The 21550-nt window shown below is 67.4% G+C and carries 14 protein-coding genes; 5 read left to right on the top strand and 9 right to left on the bottom strand.

The features are described from left to right. The first annotated feature begins 26 nt into the window (after positions 1-26). From SPO_RS00710 to SPO_RS00695, 4 genes are read left to right on the top strand one after another with little or no spacing between them, the layout of a single operon-like run. Positions 27-1034 carry an AAA family ATPase gene (locus tag SPO_RS00710; RefSeq protein WP_011045910.1) on the top strand — a complete coding sequence of 336 codons (1008 nt, stop codon included), beginning with the start codon at positions 27-29 and terminating at the stop codon, positions 1032-1034. Continuing rightward, entirely contained in the window at positions 1031-1906 is an 876-nt protein-coding gene (locus SPO_RS00705; protein WP_011045909.1) for a DUF58 domain-containing protein, read from the top strand. Before SPO_RS00710 ends, SPO_RS00705 begins: the two co-directional genes overlap by 4 nt. Then, positions 1903-4665: a DUF4159 domain-containing protein gene (locus SPO_RS00700; RefSeq protein ID WP_011045908.1), complete on the top strand. Its 2763-nt coding sequence runs from the start codon at positions 1903-1905 to the stop codon at positions 4663-4665. Before SPO_RS00705 ends, SPO_RS00700 begins: the two co-directional genes overlap by 4 nt. Beyond that, positions 4662-6707 carry a membrane protein gene (locus SPO_RS00695; RefSeq protein ID WP_011045907.1) on the top strand — a complete coding sequence of 682 codons (2046 nt, stop codon included), beginning with the start codon at positions 4662-4664 and terminating at the stop codon, positions 6705-6707. The genes SPO_RS00700 and SPO_RS00695 overlap by 4 nt, the downstream gene beginning before the upstream one ends. A 6-nt stretch (positions 6708-6713) precedes the next feature. Here the strand turns inward: SPO_RS00695 and pbpC are convergent, their stop codons facing one another. From pbpC to SPO_RS00680, 3 genes are read right to left on the bottom strand one after another with little or no spacing between them, the layout of a single operon-like run. Next, positions 6714-8753: a penicillin-binding protein 1C gene (gene pbpC, locus SPO_RS00690; RefSeq protein WP_011045906.1), complete on the bottom strand. Its 2040-nt coding sequence runs from the start codon at positions 8751-8753 to the stop codon at positions 6714-6716. Continuing rightward, positions 8743-9309, bottom strand: coding sequence for a putative glycolipid-binding domain-containing protein (locus SPO_RS00685; RefSeq protein WP_011045905.1), 567 nt, complete (start codon positions 9307-9309; stop codon positions 8743-8745). The genes pbpC and SPO_RS00685 overlap by 11 nt, the downstream gene beginning before the upstream one ends. Continuing rightward, complete coding sequence (locus SPO_RS00680) at positions 9306-14732, bottom strand: alpha-2-macroglobulin family protein (RefSeq protein WP_011045904.1); 5427 nt, start codon at positions 14730-14732, stop codon at positions 9306-9308. The genes SPO_RS00685 and SPO_RS00680 overlap by 4 nt, the downstream gene beginning before the upstream one ends. Positions 14733-14864: 132 nt before the next feature. Here SPO_RS00680 and SPO_RS00675 point away from each other — a divergent pair, with 132 nt between their 5' ends. Continuing rightward, positions 14865-17084, top strand: coding sequence for a response regulator (locus SPO_RS00675; RefSeq protein WP_011045903.1), 2220 nt, complete (start codon positions 14865-14867; stop codon positions 17082-17084). Between the two features lie 12 nt (positions 17085-17096). Here SPO_RS00675 and idi read toward each other — a convergent pair whose 3' ends face one another. The 6 genes from idi to SPO_RS00645 form a co-directional block, all read right to left on the bottom strand. Then, positions 17097-17639, bottom strand: a complete 543-nt coding sequence (gene idi / locus SPO_RS00670) for an isopentenyl-diphosphate Delta-isomerase (RefSeq protein ID WP_011045902.1) — start codon at positions 17637-17639, stop codon at positions 17097-17099. A gap of 173 nt (positions 17640-17812) precedes the next feature. Continuing rightward, positions 17813-18226, bottom strand: coding sequence for a c-type cytochrome (locus SPO_RS00665; RefSeq protein ID WP_011045901.1), 414 nt, complete (start codon positions 18224-18226; stop codon positions 17813-17815). Between the two features lie 122 nt (positions 18227-18348). Then, entirely contained in the window at positions 18349-19356 is a 1008-nt protein-coding gene (locus SPO_RS00660; RefSeq protein WP_011045900.1) for a P1 family peptidase, read from the bottom strand. A 27-nt stretch (positions 19357-19383) separates the two neighbouring features. After that, positions 19384-20130, bottom strand: a complete 747-nt coding sequence (locus tag SPO_RS00655; protein WP_044027765.1) for an SDR family oxidoreductase — start codon at positions 20128-20130, stop codon at positions 19384-19386. Positions 20131-20183: 53 nt separating this feature from the next. Continuing rightward, on the bottom strand, positions 20184-20603 hold the full coding sequence (gene arfB, locus SPO_RS00650; protein WP_011045898.1) for an alternative ribosome rescue aminoacyl-tRNA hydrolase ArfB: 420 nt from the start codon (positions 20601-20603) through the stop codon (positions 20184-20186). 258 nt (positions 20604-20861) lie between these two features. Further along, positions 20862-21512: a queuosine precursor transporter gene (locus SPO_RS00645; RefSeq protein WP_044027763.1), complete on the bottom strand. Its 651-nt coding sequence runs from the start codon at positions 21510-21512 to the stop codon at positions 20862-20864. Positions 21513-21550: the final 38 nt, after the last annotated feature.

Raw genomic sequence — 21550 nt, 5'->3', positions numbered from 1 at the left:
CATATAGTTGCCGCGGAGGGAAAACCATGTCCGAACCTGCCGACCTGATCGGGGAAATCGACGCGCTTGGCATCAAGCTGCAAGAAGCGCGGGCCTCGATCACCCGCCGGTTCATTGGCCAGGAGCGGGTGGTGGACCTGACCCTGACCGCGCTTTTGTGCGGTGGGCATGCTCTGCTGATCGGCCTGCCGGGCCTGGGAAAGACCCGATTGGTCGAAACATTGTCGACTGTCATGGGCCTGCATGGCAACCGCATCCAGTTCACGCCCGACCTGATGCCCGCCGATATTCTCGGCTCCGAAGTGCTGGACACCGCCGAGGATGGCAGCCGCCGGTTCCGCTTCATTCCCGGCCCTATCTTCTGCCAGCTTCTGATGGCGGACGAAATCAACCGCGCCAGCCCCCGCACCCAGTCGGCGCTATTGCAGGCGATGCAGGAAAAGACGGTCACCGTGGCGGGCGAGAACCGCCCGCTGGGCACCCCGTTTCACGTGCTGGCGACCCAGAACCCGATCGAGCAGGAGGGCACCTATCCCCTGCCCGAGGCCCAGCTGGACCGGTTCCTGGTGCAGATCGACGTCGATTATCCCGACCGCGCGACCGAACGCGAGATTCTGCTTGCCACCACCGGTGTCGAAGAGGCCGAGGCGCATCAGGTGATGAGCCAGGCCGATCTGCTGGGCGCACAGGTGCTGCTGCGACGGATGCCGGTCGGCGAGTCGGTGGTCGAGATGATCCTCGATCTGGTGCGCGCCTTCCGTCCGGACGAGCCGGGGGTCAGCGACCGTGTGCGCGACACCGTGGCCTGGGGTCCCGGTCCGCGCGCGGCGCAGGCGCTGATGCTGACGGTGCGGGCGCGGGCGCTGCTGCAAGGGCGGCTTGCCCCTAGCCCCGAGGATGTTCTGGACATGGCCCGCCCGGTTCTCAGCCATAGGATGGCGCTGAACTTTGCCGCCCGGGCGCGCGGTGACACCCTGGCCGGCCTGATCGACGAGACCGCCGCCAGCCTGACCCGGACCGAGGCCGCCGCGTGAGCGCTGCCCCCGCCCTCAGGCATCGCGCCGAGACCGCCGCCGCCCCGCTGCCGCCGCTGCTGGCGCGGGCCGAGTATCTGGCGGGCACCGTGCTGTTGGGCGATCACGGGCGCCGCCGCGCCGGGCTGGGCGATGATTTCTGGCAATACCGCCCGGCCCAGCCGGGCGACAGCCGCCGCATGATCGACCACCGCCGATCGGCCCGGGGCGACCTGCAATATGTGCGCGAGCGCGAATGGCAGATCGCGCAATCGGTGATGCTCTGGGTCGATCAGGGCGCCTCGATGCGTTTCAGTTCGGACAAGCGGCTGGAGGCCAAGGCCGACCGCGCCCGCCTGCTGGCGCTGGCGGTGGCAATCCTGCTGGTCCGGGGCGGCGAGCGGGTCGGCCTGACTGGCACCACCCTGCCGCCACGCCGCGGCAATGCCCAGGTGCACCGTCTGGCCGAGGCCTGGTCACGCGATGCCGAGGCCGACTATGCCCCGCCCGAGCACCGGGCCATGATCCCGCACGCCCGCGCCCTGTTTGTTTCCGACTTTCTGGGTGATCTCAAAGAGGTCGAGCTGGCCCTGTCCAAGGCCGCCGACCGGGGGGTGCGCGGGGTGTTGATGCAGGTGCTCGACCCCGCCGAGGAAAGCTTTCCCTATCGCGGGCGTACCCTGTTCGAAAGCGTCGGCGGCACGCTGCGCCATGAAACCCTCAAGGCCGGAGAGCTGCGCGAGCGGTACCTGGTTCGGCTGGCCGAGCGCCGCGACGCGTTGATGGCGCTGACCCGAGCGACCGGCTGGCAACTGGGCCTGCACCACACCGGCGACAGCGCGCAATCGGCACTGTTGTGGCTGTGGCGCGCCCTGGATGGGAGAGTGCGATGACGGTTCTGGGCGGCATCGGCTTTACCGCGCCCTGGCTGCTGCTGGCGCTGGTGGCATTGCCGATCCTCTGGCTGATCCTGCGCGCGGTGCCACCGGCGCCGATCCGTCGGCTGTTCCCGGCGGTCAGCCTGCTTCTGGGCCTGCGAGACGACGAAAGCGTGTCTGACAGAACCCCCTGGTGGCTGCTCTTGCTGCGGGTCCTGGCGGTGGCGGCGGTGATCCTTGGCCTGGCCGGACCGGTCCTCAATCCCCGGCAACAGGCCGAGGGCGACCAGCCCCTGCTGATGGTGATGGAGGCCAGCTGGGCCGGGGCGGCGCGCTGGACGCAACAGATCGACCTGCTCGAGGCGCGGCTGACCGAAGCGGGCCGGGCCAGCCGCCCGGTTGCGGTGCTGCGGCTGGGCGCGCCTGAGGATCTGGTGTTTCAATCCGCCGCCGCCTGGCGCAGCCGGCTGCCCGGCCTGTCGCCGATGCCCTGGCAACCGGGCGCGGCGGAACTGGCCGCCGCCACACAGGCGATCGCGGCACAGACGGGCGGGTTCGACACGCTCTGGCTCAGCGACGGGTTGGACTACGCGGGGCGGGCCGAACTGCTCGACACGCTGGGCGCGCGCGGCGCGGTCACCGTCTATCAATCGCCTAACCCGGTACTGGGTCTGCGCCCGGCCAGTTTCGCCGATGGCGCGGTGCAGCTGACGCTGCTGCGGGCCGAGGCGGGCGAGGAGCGCATCCAGCCGGTGTTGGCGCTGGGCCCCGATCCCGCCGGAACGGTGCGGGTACTCAATCGCAGCGAGGCGCGCTTTGCCAGTGGCGAGACCGAGGCGCAGCTGGCGCTGGCGCTCCCCTCGGAATTGCGGGCGCGCATCACCCGGTTCGAGCTTGAAGGACAGCGCGCCGCCGGCGCGGTGGCGCTGACCGATGACAGCCTGGCCCGGCACGAGGTCGCGCTTTATGCCGGGCGGCAAGATCGCGAGGGGCTGGAGCTGCTCTCGCCGCTGCATTACCTGACTCAGGTGCTGGCGCCCAATTCCGATTTCATCGACGGCGCTCTGCTGGATGTGCTGCCCGCCAATCCCGATATCGTGGTGCTGGCCGATGTGGTGACACTGGCCACGCTGGAACGAAGCGCGCTAACCGAATGGGTGGAACAGGGCGGCATTCTGGTCCGCTTTGCCGGTCCCCGCATGGCGGCCAGCGATATCGGCCGCGACAATGCCGATCCGCTGCTGCCGGTCCGCCTGCGCAGCGGCGGCCGAACCGTCGGCGGCGCCATGAGCTGGGGCGAGGCCAAGACGCTGGCTCCCTTTGGTGATACCTCGCCCTTTTACGGGCTCACGATTCCTGACGATGTCACCGTGTCGACCCAGGTCATGGCCCAGCCCGACCCCGATCTGGCCGATCGGGTGATCGCCGCGCTCAGCGACGGCACACCGCTGGTCACCCGCAAGGCACTGGGGCTGGGACAGGTGGTGCTGTTCCATGTCACCGCCGACGCGGAATGGTCAAGCCTGCCGCTGTCAGGCCTTTATGTCGAGATGCTGGATCGTCTGGCCGTCTCCTCGGCCGCCAAGAGCGCCGATGCCATCAACATGGAAGGCACGGTATGGAGCCCCCTGCGGGTGATGGACGGGTTCGGGCAGTTGGACGATGCCGGCAACCTGCCCGGCATCGACGGCACCGCCCTGGCCACGGCACCGATCGGGCCCGAGATGCGCCCGGGTGTCTATGCCAATGACTCTCGCCGGCTGGCGCGCAACGTCTTGGGCGCCGACAGCGTGCTGACCCCGGCGACGTGGCCCGCATCGGTTCCGGTGCTGGGTCTGAGCATCGCGGCCGAGCAACCGCTGGGCGGCTGGCTACTGTCGTTGGCGCTGGTGTTGCTGGCGCTGGATGTGGCGGCCTCCTTGGCCCTATCGGGCCGCCTCGGCCCGCTTGGCCGCGCCGCAGCCCTGCTGGCCCTGCTGCTGCACGCCCCCGTGGCCGAGGCGCAACTGACCGAGGCCGACATGTTCGCCCGCGACGCCACCCGCGAGATGGTGCTCGCACATGTGCTGACCGGCAATCGCGCTGTGGACGACCTGGCGCTGGCCGGGCTGCGCGGCCTGTCGGACACGTTGTTCTTTCGCACCTCGGTCGAACCCGCAGCGCCGTTCAGCGTCGATCTCGAACGCGACGAGCTGGCCTTTTTCCCGCTGCTCTATTGGCCGGTCACCCCCGATCAGCCGCAGCCTTCGGATGCGGCCTATGCCCGGCTCAACACCTATCTGCGGCTGGGCGGCATGATCCTGTTCGACACCCGCGACGCCGATATCGCCCGCTTTGGCGCCAGCAGCCCGAACGGGCGCAAGCTGCAACAACTGGCGGCGCCTTTGGACATTCCACCGCTGGAGCCGGTGCCGGGCGATCATGTGCTGACCCGCACATTCTACCTGCTTCAGGATTTCCCTGGCCGTCACGCCAGCGCCGATATCTGGGTCGAGGCCGCCCCGCTCGATGCCGAACAGATCGAGGGCATGCCCTTTCGTAATCTCAATGACGGGGTCACTCCGGTGGTGATCGGCGGCAACGATTGGGCCGCCGCCTGGGCGGTCGATGACAATGGCCGCGCCATGCTGCCGGTGGGGCGCGGGTATGGTGGCGAGCGGCAACGCGAGCTTGCCTATCGCTTTGGCGTCAATCTGGTCATGCATGTGCTGACCGGCAATTACAAATCCGATCAGGTCCATGTGCCTGCGCTGCTTGACAGGTTGGGACAATGACCGGAGACCTCCTGCTCGATCCGCTTGTTCCGCTGCCGCTGCTGATCGCGCTGGCCGCCCTGTCGCTGGCCGGTATCGCATTGGCGCTGTGGCGGGGTCTGTCGGGCTGGGCCCTGCGCGGGCTGGCGGCGCTGGTGCTGCTGGCCGCGCTCGCCGGTCCGGTCTGGCAGGTCGAAGACCGCGCGCCCCTTTCCGACATCGTGCTGATGGTCGAAGATCAGAGCGCCAGCCAGGGCCTGTCCGACCGACCGGACCAGACCACAAGCGCCGCCGACCAACTGGCCGCCAGCATCGAGAGCCGCCCCAATACCGAGCTGCGCCGCATCATTGTCGGCGATGGCGAGGGCGATACCGGCACCCAGCTGATGGCGGCGCTGAACGAGGCGCTGAACGAAGAGCCGCGCGCCCGGATCGCGGGTATCCTCGCCCTGTCGGACGGTCAGGTGCACGATCTGGACCGCGCGCCCGCCCTGCCGGCGCCGATGCATCTGCTGCTTTCGGGCCGGGCGACCGACTGGGACCGCCGCCTGATCGTGCGCAACGCCCCCGCCTTTGCCATCATCGGCGAGCCGGTGACCCTGAGCCTCAGGATCGAGGATTCCGGCGCGGTGCCCGCCGGGCAGGGGGCGCTGGCCGAGTTGCAGATCTCGGTCGATGGCGGCCCGCCCGAGCGGCTGACCCTGCCGGTCGGCCAAGACCTGGAACTGCCGGTCACCCTGCCCCATGGCGGGCGCAACGTGGTGCAGTTCTCGGTCCCCGTGGCCGAGGGCGAGCTGACCGACCGCAACAACACCGCGCTGATCCAGATGAACGGCGTGCGCGACCGTCTGCGGGTGCTGCTGGTTTCGGGTCAGCCGCATCCGGGCGGACGCACCTGGCGTAACCTGCTCAAATCGGACAGTTCGGTCGATCTGGTACATTTCACCATCCTGCGCCCGCCCGAGAAACAGGACGGCGTGCCAGTGGATGAACTGAGCCTGATCGCCTTTCCCACCCGCGAGCTGTTTCTGGAAAAGATCGACGATTTCGACCTGATCATCTTTGACCGCTACAAGCGGCGCGGCATCCTGCCGGCGATCTATCTGGACAATGTCGCCAATTACGTGAACCGGGGCGGCGCCGTTCTGGTGGCGGCGGGGCCGGATTTCGCCACCGCCGACAGCATCTACCGCACGCCCTTGTCGCCGGTCCTGCCCGCGCGCCCCACCGCCCGGGTGATCGAAGAGGCCTATCGCGCACAAGTCACCGAAGAGGGCGCCCGCCACCCGGTCACCGCCCAACTGGACAGCGCCGGGGAATGGGGCCGCTGGCTGCGTCAGATCGAGGTCACGCAGGATTCAGGCCATGTGCTGATGAGCGGGGTCGAGGGCCGGCCGCTGCTGGTGCTCGACCGGGTGGGCGAGGGGCGGGTGGCGCTGCTGGCCACCGATCACGCCTGGCTCTGGGGGCGTGGTTACGAGGGCGGCGGCCCGCAGCTGGAGCTGCTGCGCCGCCTGGCGCATTGGATGATGAAGGAACCCGAACTGGAGGAAGACGCGCTCTGGGCCGAGGCGCAGGGCCAGACCATGCGGATCATCCGGCGGACGCTGGACACTTCGGTCGGCTCGGTCACGATCACCCGCCCCGATGGCGGTGAGGATGTGCTGCCGATGGAGGAGGTGTCTCCGGGCCGGTTCGAGGCGCTGTATCAGGGACCTGAGATCGGCCTTTACCGGCTGCGCGAAGGCGATCAGAGCGCGGTCATCGGCCTGGGTCCGGCGGCCCCGCGCGAGTTCGAGGCGACCATCGCCACCGCCGCCCTGATGGAGCCGCTGATCACCCCGCTCAAGAGTGGTATCTTCCGGCTGGAGGACGGCTTGCCCACCATCCGCAACGTGCGCGAGGGGCGGCCCGCCGCCGGGCGCGGCTGGCTGGGCCTGACCCCGCGCGGCGCCTATGAAACCCGCGACGTGCGGCAGACTCCGCTGGCCCCGGCCTGGCTGGTGCTGTTGCTGGCCTCGGGCTTTGTCATAGCCGGCTGGCTGCGCGAAGGGCGTCGCTAACAGCCCTCACTCCAGCCGCAGCTCTGCCCGGCTGGCCCGGCCCCGCGCATCCAGTACGATCAGCGTGGCAAACCCGCTGCCGGGCGAGGGGACGTCGAATTCGCGCACAAAGATGCCTGTGGCCAGCGGCCTGCCATTGGCCAACAGGGTAAAGGGTGCCTGACCGCCGCGCAGCTTGACCGTGACCGGCCCGCCGTCGGTGGTCAGCACCGCACCATCGGGCGGAAACAGCAGCTGAGGCGCATCCGGCTCGACCTCGAATACCGCGCCCCTCGGACGATAGCGTTGCAGCGGCAGCGGCAATTCTGCCGTGGGCAGGATCAGCGTGTCGGGCGGTGGCGGCGGCAGCGGGTCAAAGGCGGGTTTCAGCCGCCCGAACGCCTCGAACAGGACCGGCGCGGCCAGATCGCCGCCAAAGGCGCCCGGCACCGGAGTGCCATCGGCCCGGCCCAGCCAGACGCCGATCACATGGGCGCCGTCGAACCCCACCGCCCAGGCATCGCGATGGCCATATGAGGTGCCGGTCTTATAGGCCAGCACACCACGCCGCGCCCCGGGTGGTGGCGCCAGTCCCGCAAGGATATCGCCCACCTGCCACGCAGCAGACGGGGAAAACAGCCGCCCCGCCGGTTGGGCTGCCTCACCCAGAGCATGGCGCAGCAGCGGCCCCTGCCCGCCCTGCGCCAAACCGGCATAGAGTTGGACCAGATCCTGCAACGTCAGACCGACCCCGCCCAGCGCAATCGCCAGACCCGGCGTGCCGCCGGGCAGGCGCGGCGTGGCACCGCCCCGCCGCAGCGCCGCCATCAGCCGCACGGGACCCAGATCGTCGGTCAGCCGCACCACCGGGATGTTCAGCGACAGCTGCAACGCCTCACGCACCCGCAACTCTCCGCGGAATTCGCCGTCGAAATTGCGCGGCGCATAGCGGCCGAACATCACCGGACTGTCCAGGATCAGGGTATCGGGATGCGCCAGCCCCTGATCGAAGGCCAGACCATAGACAAAAGGTTTCAGGGTCGAGCCGGGCGAGCGCAATGCGCGGGTCATGTCAACGAAACCCTGCCGCTCGGCGCTGTAGCCCGCCGAGCCGACCGAGGCGAAGATCTCTCCGCTGCGGTGATCGACCACCATCAGCGCCGCCGACAGGCGCCCTCCGGCCTCCAGCGCCGCCTTGGCCAGCAAATCTTCGAACCGAGATTGCAAACCGGCATCCAGCGTGACGTCGTGACGCCGCGCCGCCGGATCGGCCGCGCGCAGGCGGTCGGCCAGATGCGGCGCCAACAGCGGGAAGGGGCGCTGTGCCTGTGGAATTGCTTCGCCCAGCGCAGCCTGCATCGCCTCGCCGCTCAGCACGCCCTGCGCCAACATCCGATGCAACACCCGGTCGCGAGCCGCCCGCGCCGCGCGCGGGTGGCGGTCGGGGCGGCGCGCCTCGGGCGCCTGCGGCAGTGCTACCAACAGCGCCGATTGCGCCGGGGTCAGGCGATGCGGCTCCTTGCCGAACCAGGCCAGCGCGGCGGCGCGAACGCCTTCGAGATTGCCGCCATAGGGCGCATGCGTCAGGTAGAGCGCCAGGATCCGCTGCTTGTCCAGCCGCCTCTCCAACGCCAGCGCCACCCGGATCTGGCGCAGCTTGCCCGCCCAGCGCCCGGTAGGACCATCCTCGATCAGCCGCGCCACCTGCATCGTCAGGGTCGACCCGCCCGAGACGGGGCGGCGATACCACAGCGCTTGCCCGGCGGCGCGCAGCATCGCCAGCGGATCGACCCCGGCATGATCGGCAAAGCGCTTGTCCTCGTAACGGATCAGCATGCGGGTAAAGCCTGAATCCACCGCACCCGGCGCCAGCCGCCAGATGCCGTCCCCGACCTGATAGGCCCGCAGCAGGGCGCCGTTGCGGTCGCGTATCTCGACGCCCGTTTCAGTCAGGACCGGCGGCAGTTGGGTGGCGTCGATCCAGCGATTTGCCCCATCACGCAGCGCCGCGCCCGCCCACAGGACCAGCGCCAGCACCATCAGCCAGCGCGCAGGCCTAGGCATCATCGACCCAACCCTGCCAGAGCCCGGGATAAAGGGTGGTAAAACCGCTGCCATGCAGGTCGAGATCCGCCGCAAACCCGGCCGAGGCATAATGCACCCGACCATCCGGCAACCGGGTATAGATCTGATCCAGCCGCGCCACGCAATCCAGGTCGGGCATAAGCCAGGCGGCGGCAACGCGCAACTCGTCGCCCGCAAAGGCCCCCAGCCGCCGTATCGGCATCAGGTTGGTCGCCGGGGTAAAGCTGAGGTCCAGATCGCTGCAATCCTCGGTGCCCGGTTGCAGCACGTCGTCCATCCGCCAGCCCATCGGCGTCGCCTCGATCCGCATCGACAGGGGGCGACCACCACGCTCTCCGGCCACATCCGCCGACAGGCTGCGCCAGTCGGGTGCGCAGCGGATGTCATAGCTGAGCGTGGTATCACAGCCCTCGTCGCGCCAATGGGCGTGGCCCACCATGATCCAGCCCTGCGCCACCCGCGAAAGGGTGCAGCGGTCGGAGCCTTCGCCATCCAGCCGCCGCCAATGGGCGGTGGCCACCGCCTCGCGCCCGCTCATTGCCCGACACGGATGCGGCCCGTGTCGGTGCGGGCACGATAGCGGGGGCGGTACATGTCCTCGACCGAGGCCGCCGGGTGGTGGAACGCGCCCGGGCTCACCGCGCGGGTGACATAGGCCAGCGTGACGGGCCGGGTGCCGTACAGATCGACCGCCGCCAGGAAGCGGTCGCTGCGGAACTCGGTATGGCTGGCCTCGTCCAGCGACAGCCAGTCCAGCGCCCGCACATCGCCCGAACGCAACAGCGAGGGGTTATCGATCTCGAACCCTGCGGGCAGCGGATCGTTCACCATCAGCCGCCCGCCCGAGGCCTCGAACGGGGTCACGGTCAGCACCGTCACGAACCGTTCGCCAATGGCGAAAGCGTCGCGCTGGATGGGCGCCCCGTCCATCGTGTAGCGGGCGCGGGTGATGGTGTAGCCGGTACCACCGGCGGGCAGCGGAACCTCGGGTACACCCAGCATGGTCAGGGTGATATCGGTGGCGCCACCATCGACGGCGGTGATGTTGAGCACCTCGTCGCTGGTCCCTGCAAGCACCTGCACAAAGGGCCCATCCACCGCCGCGCCATTCACCCGCAGGCCCGATTGTTCGGGCTGTTTCACCAGGGCCTGCGCCGCAAGCAGGCTCCAGGCCGCTTCCTGGGTCGACATCTCACCCGCAGGCTGGCTGATGCGGCTGATCAGGGAATCCCGGTCGATCACCGCACTGCCCGCCTCGGCGGCCAGCGTCAACAGGCCCGCCGCATCGCGCAGGCTGGTACCGTAATCGGCCCGCCAGACGGGTGCCTCAGGCCGCTGCCCCGCGACCATGCGCGCGGCGCGGGCAAACATCGCGTCGGCCCGCGTCTGGTCGCCATACATGGCCAGCGCCGACCCCAGCTGTGCCGCGCCCAGCGGCGTGGTAAAGGCATCCGCCTTGACGTCGGCGTAATAGCGCAGATCGCCCATCGCCGCCGCGCCCTCGCGCGCCAGCACCATCAGGGCATAAGCGATATCCTCGCCCCCTTCGTCGAAATCGGGGGCATAGTTCAACCGATTGCGCAGGTTGTCCATCGCCATGGCAAAGGCGCGGTCCGGTAGGGCATAGCCTTCGGCCCGGGCCCGGCTGAGAAAGTCCGAGGCATAGGCGTCGAGCCAGAAATCACCGCTCTCGGCACGCCACAGGCCAAAGGCGCCATTGGCGCTTTGCCGGGTCAGGATGCGCCGGATCGCGGCGTCGATCCGCTCGGCCACCTGCGGCCCGGTGCCCAGCCCCGCCGCCTGTGCCACCGCACCAAGGTAAAGCAGCGGCATCGCCTGCGAGGTCACCTGTTCGGTGCAGCCATAGGGATACCGGTCGAGCACCCCCAACAGGCCCGGCGCATCAAACCGCGCCAGCGGCCCGGCCGACAGGATGGCGCGGGCCGATCCGGGCCTGAGCCCGGTGAAGACATCGCGCGAGAACAGGAAACTGTCGCCTGCCCCCAACGCAAAGCGCCGGGTCTGGGCCACCACCGGATCATTGGCGCGCACCGGCAGCCTTAGCACCTGGCGCAGCTCTTGCCCGCCCGGCGTCTCCAATTCGACCGTCAACACTGGATCGCCCAGCGCGGTGGCGGTGACCGGCACCTCGAACACGGCCTTGCCACCCTCGGTCAAGGTGAACCGGTCGGGCGCGGCGCCCAATTGCAGGCCCGGGGCACTGGCCAGTTTCAGCGCCATCTCGCCCGGCGGGCCATCGGCATGCACCACCTCCAGCCGCAACCGGCTGCTGTCGCCGGGCGCAAGGAAGCGCGGCACCGTCGCCGTCACCACCACCGGATCGCGCACGATCATGTCCCGCTCGGCCTGTCCGACCGCTTGGTCTGACCAGGCCACCGCCATCAGACGCACAGTGCCGTTGAAGGCGGGCAAGGGCACATCGACCGAAACGCCGCCATCGGCACCCACCTGCACCGGGCCACTGAACACCGCCATCAGGTCCTGGGTCGGCGGCGGCGATTGCATCCGCAGGCCATTATCGGCATCCCCGCCCGAGCGCACGATCCCCATGGCGCCGTTCATGCCGTCGATCAACCGGCCATAGACATCGCGCATCTCGACCCCCAGCCGCCGCTGGCCAAAATAGTGACCCTGCGGATCGGGACTCTGGAAGCCGGTGAGGTTCAGGATGCCCAGATCGACTGCCGCCAGCGTCAGCCAGACCTCGTCACCCGCCTGCGCGCCCGCAACCGTCAGGCGCACGGGCTGGGTGGCGCGCGGTTTGGCCACCTCGGGCGCGTCGATCGCAACCGTCAGCGCCTTGCCCACCGGTTCTATCGTTGCATGGGCCAGACCCAGTGCACGCGCCGGGTTCTGCCCGGCGGCCACGTCCATCGGCCGGATCACCGTTGCGGTGACATAGGCGCCGGTGCCCCAATCCTCGGTCACCGTAAGTGGGATCACGCTTTCGCCCGCTGCCACCTCGACCGCCTGCCGCGCGATCACCCGGTCCGACAGCACCGTGACCAGCGCGGTGCCCGCCATGCGCGGCACGATCCGCAGCCGCGCGGTGTCGCCCGGGCGATAGCTGTCCTTGTCCAGCGAAAGCTCCAGCCGATCGGGCGTCGCCGCCGCATCGGCGGCCTGATACCAGCCGGCATAGAAATCGGCAGAGGAGGCGACATAGGCCCCATCCAGCCGCTCGACGAGGAGTTCGTATTCACCCCATTCCACCGGCTGCGACAGGGACAGCGGATCGCTGCCCAGATCGGCCTCGCCGGTAGCGATGCGGGTGCGGCGGGTCACCGGCTCCCAGTTCCAGTTGCCGTAAAGCTGGTACCACTGATACCGCGTCTCGACCCGGTTCAGCGTCCATTTGATCCGCATGGGCTGGGGCGTCAGGTCCGGGGTCAGGCCGATCACCTGGAATCCAGCCTCGGTACCCTCGCTCACCACATCCTCGAACAGCGGCTTGATGCCGATAACGGGGGTGGCCGGCGAGACCGGCACCGAGATCCGGCGTTCGACCGGGCGGGCGGCGCCATCGGCCAGCCGCGCCGTCACCACTGCCTCGAGCGGTTTGCCCTCGGCGTCGATCTGCGGGATCTCGACCGCCAGCCGGGCATTGCCCGCCGCATCGGTGCGGGCATCGCCGAAATGGCTGGTGCGGGTCTGAAGCCCGGCGTCATGGCGGCCAAACCGGTATCCGGGCCAGCCCGCGATCTGGTCGGCGGCGCGCAATTGCACCTGTCCCTCGATGCTCAGATCGGCGCCCGGCGCCCCGAACAGATAGCGCGCCTCGATGCTCAGCGGCGGGCTGTCGCCGGGCAGGATCGGCGCATCGGGCAGCGCCAGGTCAAAATCGATCCGCTCGGGCAGGAAATCCTCGACCAGCAGGGTCTGGCTGGCCAGCGCTGGCCCGTCGGGATCGGCCTTGATATCCAACCGCCAAGTGCCGCGCGGGGCGCTGGCACCGGTGGTCAGCGCAAAGACATGCCCCCCTGCAACGCCACCATCCGAGACCTTGCGGCCATATTCCACCCCGTCGGGCCGGGTCAGGATCGCGGTCAGTGGCAGGCCGTCGATGGCGCGCGCGGTGCCATCGCGGCTGAGGGCTGTGGCATGAATGGTCTCGCCCGCACGATAGGCGCCCCGGTCGGTGGTCAGGAACACATCGACGGGGCCCGCGGGCTTGCGCCCCTCGACGCCCCGGTCGGACAGGTCAAAGGCCGGGTCGATCAGCGACAGGAACCCCAGATCGGTGTCGCCCGCCGTTGCCAGGATCAACGCTGGCGCCGCCGCGCCCGTGCCCCGCGTCAGCCCCGGTTCGAACCGCGCCAGCCCCTGTGCATCGGTCTGGACCCGGCCCAGCACCGCATTGGCACGCGAGATCAGCGTCAGGTCAACCGCTGCGCGGGGCGCCGCGTCGGAAAGACCGCGCACAGAAACATGCAGCCCGTCATTGCCTGAGATCGAGGACAGGCCCAGATCGGACAGCACGAACCATTGGGTGGCACCGGGATTGTCATAGGGGTCAGCCCCCGGCACCCGCGCCGTCAGCGTATAGATACCGGCCGCCTGGCCCGAGATCGCCTCTGCCAATGGCAAGCGGGTGGTCATGTCGCGGTTGAGCGTGCTGGCCACTTCGGCACTGCCGGTCCAGACCTCTTGCGCGATATCGGAAGCGAAATGCTCGTCTTCCCAATAGGACAGCGGGCGCGCGAAATACCCCTCCTGCACCGCGCGCAGCAGGTTGCGGTCGCTGACCCGCCGCAAGATCAGATCAAGCGTGGTGGCGTTCACCGTCTCGACCGGTATCGCCGCATCCGCCGATTTCGGCAGCACATAGGACCGACCCGGGAAACGCACCGCCGGGCTGCGGTCTCGCACGTAATGGGTCAGCGTCACGTCCTTCCAGAGCGCCTCACCGGATCCAGCCGGCAGCCCCGCACGCAGGGTGATGCGATAGCGTTTGCCATGTTCGACACCGTCAAGACACAGCTGGTTGCCATCGGCCTGCACGACCAGATCCCCCTCGGGCGAGTGAACGAAGGGCTCGTAATCGACACCGCTGCGCGCCAACGGGTCCGAGAACTGGGCGCAGATGCGCGGCTGGGCGCTGTCGCTTTCGACCGTGGTCTCGACCACGCGGAACCCGTATTTGCCAATTGCCCTATCCAGCGCCGCCAGCACGTCCTCGCGCGGCTGGATGTCACTGGCCAGCCGCAGCACCGGCACCATGTCACGGCCGCGCCCGTCCCGTTCCAGTGCCTGCGCCAGCAGGGCCAGCGCCGAAACTTCGGCGCCGGGACGATCCGCCCGCAAATAGGCGTTGATCGCAGCCGAAACCGCCCGGCGCGCATGGTCGCGTTTAATGCTGCTGTCATCGCTGCGAACACTCAGCAGCAGGCGGGCGTATTCGGCCCACAGATCGGCACGATCCGACAGCGACACCGCCAGCCCGGCCCATCCGGCGGCCTGCGCCCCCTCGCCCGCGTTGCGCATCGCAGCGATGACCTGATCCAACTCCATCCCGCCGGCGGCATAGCGCAGTCCCAGATCGCGCGCCTGCGCGACAGCGCGGGTCAGGTCGCGGTCCGGGAGGAAAGCCAGCCGCGCCGCTTGTTGACGCGCCCGGTCACGCACCGCCGCCGGGCTGGGCAGTTTCACCGCCGACAGCGCCCCCTGATAAGGCGTCTGCTCGCTGACGCCGCGTTTGGGGAAACAGGCGTTCGAGCGCGCGTTGAAGGTGAAAGCGTTACAAGCGTTGTTTGCCGAGCAGGCCCGGATGCAGGATTGCAGATCGGTATCGAACAGCGCGTCCAGATCCTCGCCATAAAAATCCATGTCGCGGGTGGCGAGATAGCGAAAACCGGGCGCGGCCTCTTGTGCCGAGAGGCCCGACACCCCGAAAAAAGCCAACTGAAGAGAAAGAATTGCAAGAAATCCAAAACGTCGCATGCCGACCTCCTGTTTGGGTCAAGGGTCGCATGGGCACCTGACCCATTGCAAGGATTCAGGCCCGGCGAGCTTAAGCTCTTTTTCACCGATCTGCCGGATGCTGACGCCACTGAGCGTTGGGGACTGTTACGAATGAGCCTGGTAAACAAGCTTGCCGAAGAGCGGCGCGCGCGTTTGGCCGCGGAAAGACTGCTGGAACTGAAGCAGGCCGAACTGTCGGCGGCCAATCGCAAGCTGGGGCGCCATGCGCTCGCGCTGACCAAGCAGATCGGCGAGAAACAGGCCGAGGTGGCCACCGTTCGCGACGAAAACGAGAAGGTCAAATCGGACCTGACCGTCGCCAATGCCAAGATCGAGGTGGCCGAACGCCGCCTGTGGCATTCGATCCAGACCATTCAGGACGGATTTGCCTTTTTCGATTCCGACAGCAAGCTGATCGGCGCCAATACCGCCTATCTCAACGTGTTTGACGGGCTGGACGAGGTGGCACCGGGCATCTCGTACATGCGGATCCTGCAACTGATGACCGAGGAAGGCATCATCGACACCGGCGAACTGGCGGCAGAGGAATGGCGCCAGATGATGCATGAGCGCTGGATCTCTCCCACCCCCGAACCGGTGGTGATCCGCATGTGGAACGATCAATATGTCAAGATGATCGACCAGCGCGGCCATGGCGGCGATGTGGTCAGCCTGGCGCTCAACATCACCTCGACCGTCCGCTACGAGGCCGAGCTGCGCGCCGCGCGCGAGAAGGCCGAAGCCGCCAATCGCGCCAAATCCGCCTTTCTCGCCAATATGAGCCACGAGATTCGCACGCCGATGAATGGCGTGGTCGGGATGGCCGAACTGCTCTGCGATACCGCCCTGGACGAGGAACAGCAGCTTTATGCCAGCACGATCAAGAATTCGGGCGAAGCGCTGCTGGTGATCATCAACGATGTTCTCGACTATTCCAAGATCGAAGCCGAGAAGATGATGCTGCATCCCGAGCCCTTTGACCTGGAACGTTGCATTCACGAGGTCGCGATGCTGATGCAACCCATCGTGCGCGACAAGGGGCTGACCCTGCTGGTGGATTACGACCTGTTCCTGCCCACCCTGTTTGTCGGCGATCCCGGTCGGGTGCGGCAGGTGCTGACCAATCTTCTGGGCAATGCGGTCAAGTTCACGACCAAGGGTCACATCCTGATCCGCGTCACCGGTGTGCCCGATCCGGCCACTGGCCGCTGCGCCATCCATGTGGCGATCGAGGATACCGGGATCGGCATCCCCAGGGAAAAGCTGGCGCATATCTTTGGCGAGTTCAATCAGGTCGAGAACGAACGCAACCGCCAGTTCGACGGCACCGGACTGGGTCTGGCGATCTCGCAGCGGCTGATCCAGATGATGGGTGGCACCGTCTGGGTCGAAAGCGAAGAGGGGCGCGGATCGTGCTTCGGCTTTCGCGTCACCCTGCCGATGAGCGAGGAAGCGCAACCGGTTCTACCCAACCTGCCGGGCCGCCTGCAACATGTCCTGATTGTCGATGACCTGGCGGTGAACCGTGCGATCCTGGAAAAGCAGTTGGCCCAGTTGGGTGTCCGGGTAACCTGCTGCGCCTCGGGCGCCCAGGCGCTGGAAAAGATGAGCGATTGCGTCGATCTGGTTCTCAGCGATCACAACATGCCCGAGATGGACGGGCTGGAACTGGCCGAGGCGCTGCGCGGCGCGGGCTGGAGCGATCTGCCGATCTTTCTGTTGTCGTCCAATCCCGGCATGGCCCATGCCGACCCGGCCAAACGTCATGTGCAGGGTATTTTGCAAAAACCGATCCCACGGGCCGAATTGTTCGCGCGATTGTCCGACATGAGGACCGAGATCACATCGGTGCAGGACCCGGCGGCCGTTTCGGCACCCGTGACCAAACCCGCCCAGGACGCCCCCGGCGAACCGACCGAGCGCCGGCAGATGCGGGTTCTTGCCGCCGAGGACAATCGCACCAACCAGCTGGTGTTCCGCAAGATGGTCAAGACGCTGGATATCGACCTGCGCTTTGCCAACAACGGGCTCGAGGCGGTGGAGATCTGGCAGGACTTCCAGCCCGACCTGATCTTCATGGATATCTCGATGCCCAAGATGGACGGCAAACAGGCCACTGGCGAAATTCGCAGGCTCGAGGCCGGAACCGGCCGTCATGTTCCGATCGTTGCACTGACCGCGCATGCCATGGCCGGCGATGCCGAAGGCATCCTGGCCGCCGGGCTGGACCAGTATCTGACCAAACCCCTGCGCAAGGCGCTGATTCACCAGCACATCGCCGAAGCCTGCCCGGCGGGCGCGCTGCCGGTCGAACCCGAAAGCGGAGAGTGAGCCGACCCCGGCTCAGGCCTTGGCCGAGATGATCAGATCGGGGCCAAAGATGGTGTCGGCATGGTGGTGCAGATAAATCTTGAGCCAGGGCGTGAACCGCTCGGGATAGCGCTGCACCTCGGCGAGCAGGTCGTGATAGCCGATCCAGCGGATCTCCATCACCTCGTCGGGATTGGGCACCACCTGCAACGGGCCACGCACATGGGCGAGGAAGACATCCACCACCTCGTTTTCGACCATGCCATTGCCAACGTCCGCGTGGTACTCAAGCCGGTGCCGGTACTCGGGATAAAGCCCGGTGATCCCCAGCTCCTCGCGCAGGCGCCGCACCGCACAGGTCGAGGCGCTCTCGTCCCAGTCGGGATGGGTGCAGCAGGTATTCGCCCACAGGCCGGGCGTGTGGTATTTGCCCAGCGCCCGGCGCTGGATCAGGATGTCCATGTCACGCACCGCAAAGACCGAAACCGCCTTGTGTTTCAGACCCTTCTCATGCGCTTCGAGCTTGTCCACCGGAACAAGCCTATCGTCGACCCAAGCCGGAATCAGGATGCCCATACCATCCTCATGTCGTGTTCTCCCGTGACCGCGGCGCCAAGGGGCGGCCGCCCTGCCGGTCTCTTGCCGACTTGCCGGACAAACCTGTGCGCGTTTGGTCCGGCAATCAAGCGTGTAAAAGGCCGCAGTCTACACTGCGGCCTTGCTGGTACCTTTGTACCTGATCGCGCGGCTTATTCGGCGGCGACGCTTTGCAGATAGGCGAACACGTCCTCGCCACCCGATTTAAGCTTGAAGGTCATTTTCGACTTGGCCGCCGTTTCACCCAGATAGGTGTTCAGGAAGCTTTTGGGGTCCTGGGTGAAGGCGACAAAGCTCTCTTCGTCCCAGACCAGACCCTTTTCGCCGGCAGCAACCAGGCTGTCACCGTATTTGTACCCTTCATAGGTGCCGGCGGCCCGGCCCACGACGCCATACAGGTTCGGCCCGGTCTTGCCGCCCTTGACGATGGTCTCGCCCGCGGGGCTCTCGATCATGTGGCAGGACTTGCACTTGTTGAAACCCTTCTCACCCTTGGCGGCGTCACCCTCGGCGAGGGCGGGAACGGCAAGAACGCAGGCAAAGGCGGCGGCGACAAATCGGTTCATGTTGGGAGCTCCACGAGATTTCTTAGCTGTGCCAAATGAGAAGGCAGAGCGCGCCGGAGTCAACACCACCATCGTCGGATTCAGGCACTGTGTCGCACCTTCTCACGGCCTTGTCAGCAGGATCACGCCTGATGCCAGCAGGGCAGCAGATCACCGGGCGCCGGGCGCGCCAGATAGATGGCGCGGGCAATGGCGCGGGCCAGGCACAGCGCGGCAGCGTGACCCAGCAAGGTCAGGTCACGCTCGGGCGCGGCCATCGGGCGGGCGCCGGTCGAAACCGAGAAAACCAGATCGCCATCGCCCGGCGAATGGGCCGGAACCGTGGCGCGGGCGATGCCGTCATGGGCGGCCACCGCCATCCGCTGGCATTGCGCCTTGGTCAGGTCGGCATCGGTGGCAACGATGGCGATGGTGGTATTGGCGCGGTCCTGCGCCTGGGCGGACATCATCCGTATCTTGCGGCTTTCAAGCTGCCGGCCCAACCCGCCGCTGGGGTCGGGACCCAGCCCGCCGAACTCGCCGTCGATCTCGAACGGGGCAGCCCAGAAATGGCGATCTCCGGGGGTGGTGACACTGCCCATCGGATTGGCGGCAACCAGCGCGCCCACCGTGGTTCCGTCGGGCAGCACCAGCGAGGCCGAACCAAGCCCACCCTTGAGCATCGCGGTCAGCGCCCCGGTGCCCGCCCCGGTGGTGCCCAGCGCGAAATCCCTGCCCGCCGCATCGAACGCGGCACGGCCCAGCGCGCGATAAGGGTTGTCGGCCCAGTCCTTGTCCCCGCCATTGAGCAGGTCAAAAATGATGGCGCCAGGTACAATGGGAATGACCGCATCGGCGATGCGATAGCCGCGCCCAGCGGCCCGCAGCGCATCGGAGACGCCCGAACAGGCATCCAGCCCATAGGCAGACCCGCCCGACAGCACCAGCGCATCGATCCGCGCCACCGATTTGTCAGGCGCCAGCAGATCGGTCTCGCGCGTGCCGGGTGCCCCGCCCATCACATGCACCGAGGCCATGAAGGGCGCCTCGGCGCTCAGCACGGTGGCGCCGGATTTCAACGCATCGTCCTGCGCATTGCCGACCAACAGGCCGGGCACATCGGTGATCAGGTTGCGGGGGCCGGGAACCATGGCTTGCCTTTCTTCAGAGGCGGGCGCTCAGATACAGCGGCCGCCATCCACCTCCATCGCGACGCCGGTGATCATCGAGGCCTCGTCCGAACACAGGAAACAGGCGGCATTGCCCATGTCCTGCGGGGTCGAGAACCGGCCCAGCGGGATGGTGGACAGGAACTTGGCGCGCATCTCGGGCGTGTCCTCGCCCATGAAGGATTTCAACAGCGGGGTCTCGCCCGCCACGGGGTTGAGCGCGTTGACGCGGATACCATTTGGCGCAAGCTCTACCGCCATGGTGCGGGTCGCGGTGATCATCCAGCCCTTGGAGGCGTTGTACCAGTTCAGCCGGGGTCGCGGAGAAACTCCGGCGGTCGAGGCGACATTCAGGATCGCGCCCTTGCCGCGATCCTTCATATGCGGCACCAGCGCCCGGGCGGTCAGATAGACCGACTTCATGTTGACACGGTAGACCCGGTCGAAATCCGCCTCGCTGACATCTTCCATCGCGGTCGGCAGATGGGTGACACCGGCATTGTTGACCAGAATATCCACATGGCCGAACCTGCGCAGCGCCGCCGCCGCCATCGCGTCGACCGAGTTGCCGTCGGACACATCAACCTGATGGGCAAACGCATCGCCATCCATCTGCGCGGCAGTCTCGCGCGCGGTGTCGAGGTTGATATCGGCCACCATGACACGGGCACCCTCGGACACGAATTTCGCCACGATCCCGGCGCCGAACCCTTGCGCGCCACCGGTGACGATGGCTGTTTTTCCGTCCAGTCTCATATGGTTCACTCCCTCTTGGCCCGAGATTAGCAGCGGCGCGGACAGACGCCAGCCTATTCGTCGCCGATCTTCCCACGCAGGGCCTTGACCTCGCCGCGCGCCTTTTTGGAGTCGAGACGGCGCCGCACCGAACCGCGCGTGGGCTTGGTCGCGATGCGGCGTTTCGGGGCGACCAGCGCACGGGCGATCAGCTCGACCAGGCGGGCGCGCACGATCTCGCGGTTGCGGGCCTGGCTGCGGGTCTCGTCACATTGCAGGACGATGGCCCCCTCGCCGGTCCAGCGCCGCCCGGCCAGCCGTTTCAGCCGCGCCTTGACCGGAGCGGGCAAGGAGGGCGAGCGCGCCGCCTCGAACCGCAATTCGACGGCCGAGGACACCTTGTTCACATTCTGCCCGCCCGGCCCCGAGGCGCGCATGAAGCTTTCGCTCAGCTCCCAATCCTGGATCGCGATATCGTCGGTCACATACAGCATGGCGGCACCTTACCCGGCCTTGCGGACATGAAAAAGGCCGCCCATCGGGCGGCCTTTCGAAAGTTCAGGAAGCTGTGCCAGTGGGCCAACAGGCTCGACCGGGGCGGGGACCCGCCAAGGACTGCCTTGACCGGCGCCTGCCCCTAGGTTCCGGCACCTCTTACCAATCCCTTTCTCGACACTGGACCACCTCCTTTGCTTTGCTGTTGAACTCATCTTCAGCCTGCCACAGGAAGTGATTTGCGCCAAATGAAATCTTCAGGCGGTCGCGCGGGCCGGTGCAAGCCGTTGAACGATAACGCGGAACGGGACCAGCGCGATCAGCGCCAGCGACAGCTTGACCAGCCAGTCGGCAAAGGCCAGCGTCACCCACAGCGGCATCGGCGCGCCCTTGTTCATGAAGGGCACCGCCTCCCACGCCCAGTTGACGGCGGTGTCGGCATCGGGTCCAAACAGGGTGATGCTGGCCGAAAAGGCGATGGTAAAGAACAGTGCGGTGTCCAGCGCCGAGCCGATCAGGGTCGACACCAGCGGCGCCCGCCACCAGCGCCCGCCCCGGAACCGGTTGAACACCGCCACATCGGTCAGTTGCGCGATCAGGAACGCGGAGCCCGAGGCGACCGCGATGCGCAGCGGCACGGCAGCATAGGTATAGCCATCGCCCTGCAGCACGATCTGGCTGCCGATCAGCGAACAGATCACCCCGGTCACAAAACCGGCAAACACCACGCGCCGCGCGGCCTCGGCCCCATAGACCCGGTTCATCACATCGGTGACCAGAAAGGCCAGCGGATAGGTGAAGGCGCCCCAGGTCAGCAATCCGTCGAGGATCAGGAACTGGACGAGGATGTTCGACGCCACCACGATGGCGGCCATGGCGAGAATGCCGGGAAGGAATGCGCGGGTCATGTTTCGGGGTCCGTTTTGACAAGGGTGCGGCGACTTGG

It is taken from the genome of Ruegeria pomeroyi DSS-3 (genome assembly GCF_000011965.2).
GTDB lineage: Bacteria > Pseudomonadota > Alphaproteobacteria > Rhodobacterales > Rhodobacteraceae > Ruegeria_B > Ruegeria_B pomeroyi.
Note: the sequence above shows the minus strand (reverse complement) of the source record. Positions and strands in the feature narration are given on the sequence as shown.

Coding starts and splice junctions, on each gene's coding strand:
- SPO_RS00685 (WP_011045905.1), bottom strand. CDS start 9,309: ATGAGCGGGCGCGAGGCGGTGGCCACCGCCCATTGGCGGCGGCTGGAT.
- arfB (WP_011045898.1), bottom strand. CDS start 20,603: ATGCTGTATGTGACCGACGATATCGCGATCCAGGATTGGGAGCTGAGC.
- SPO_RS00695 (WP_011045907.1), top strand. CDS start 4,662: ATGACCGGAGACCTCCTGCTCGATCCGCTTGTTCCGCTGCCGCTGCTG.
- SPO_RS00660 (WP_011045900.1), bottom strand. CDS start 19,356: ATGGTTCCCGGCCCCCGCAACCTGATCACCGATGTGCCCGGCCTGTTG.
- pbpC (WP_011045906.1), bottom strand. CDS start 8,753: ATGATGCCTAGGCCTGCGCGCTGGCTGATGGTGCTGGCGCTGGTCCTG.
- SPO_RS00665 (WP_011045901.1), bottom strand. CDS start 18,226: ATGAACCGATTTGTCGCCGCCGCCTTTGCCTGCGTTCTTGCCGTTCCC.
- SPO_RS00675 (WP_011045903.1), top strand. CDS start 14,865: ATGAGCCTGGTAAACAAGCTTGCCGAAGAGCGGCGCGCGCGTTTGGCC.
- SPO_RS00680 (WP_011045904.1), bottom strand. CDS start 14,732: ATGCGACGTTTTGGATTTCTTGCAATTCTTTCTCTTCAGTTGGCTTTT.
- SPO_RS00645 (WP_044027763.1), bottom strand. CDS start 21,512: ATGACCCGCGCATTCCTTCCCGGCATTCTCGCCATGGCCGCCATCGTG.
- SPO_RS00655 (WP_044027765.1), bottom strand. CDS start 20,130: ATGAGACTGGACGGAAAAACAGCCATCGTCACCGGTGGCGCGCAAGGG.
- idi (WP_011045902.1), bottom strand. CDS start 17,639: ATGGGCATCCTGATTCCGGCTTGGGTCGACGATAGGCTTGTTCCGGTG.
- SPO_RS00710 (WP_011045910.1), top strand. CDS start 27: ATGTCCGAACCTGCCGACCTGATCGGGGAAATCGACGCGCTTGGCATC.
- SPO_RS00700 (WP_011045908.1), top strand. CDS start 1,903: ATGACGGTTCTGGGCGGCATCGGCTTTACCGCGCCCTGGCTGCTGCTG.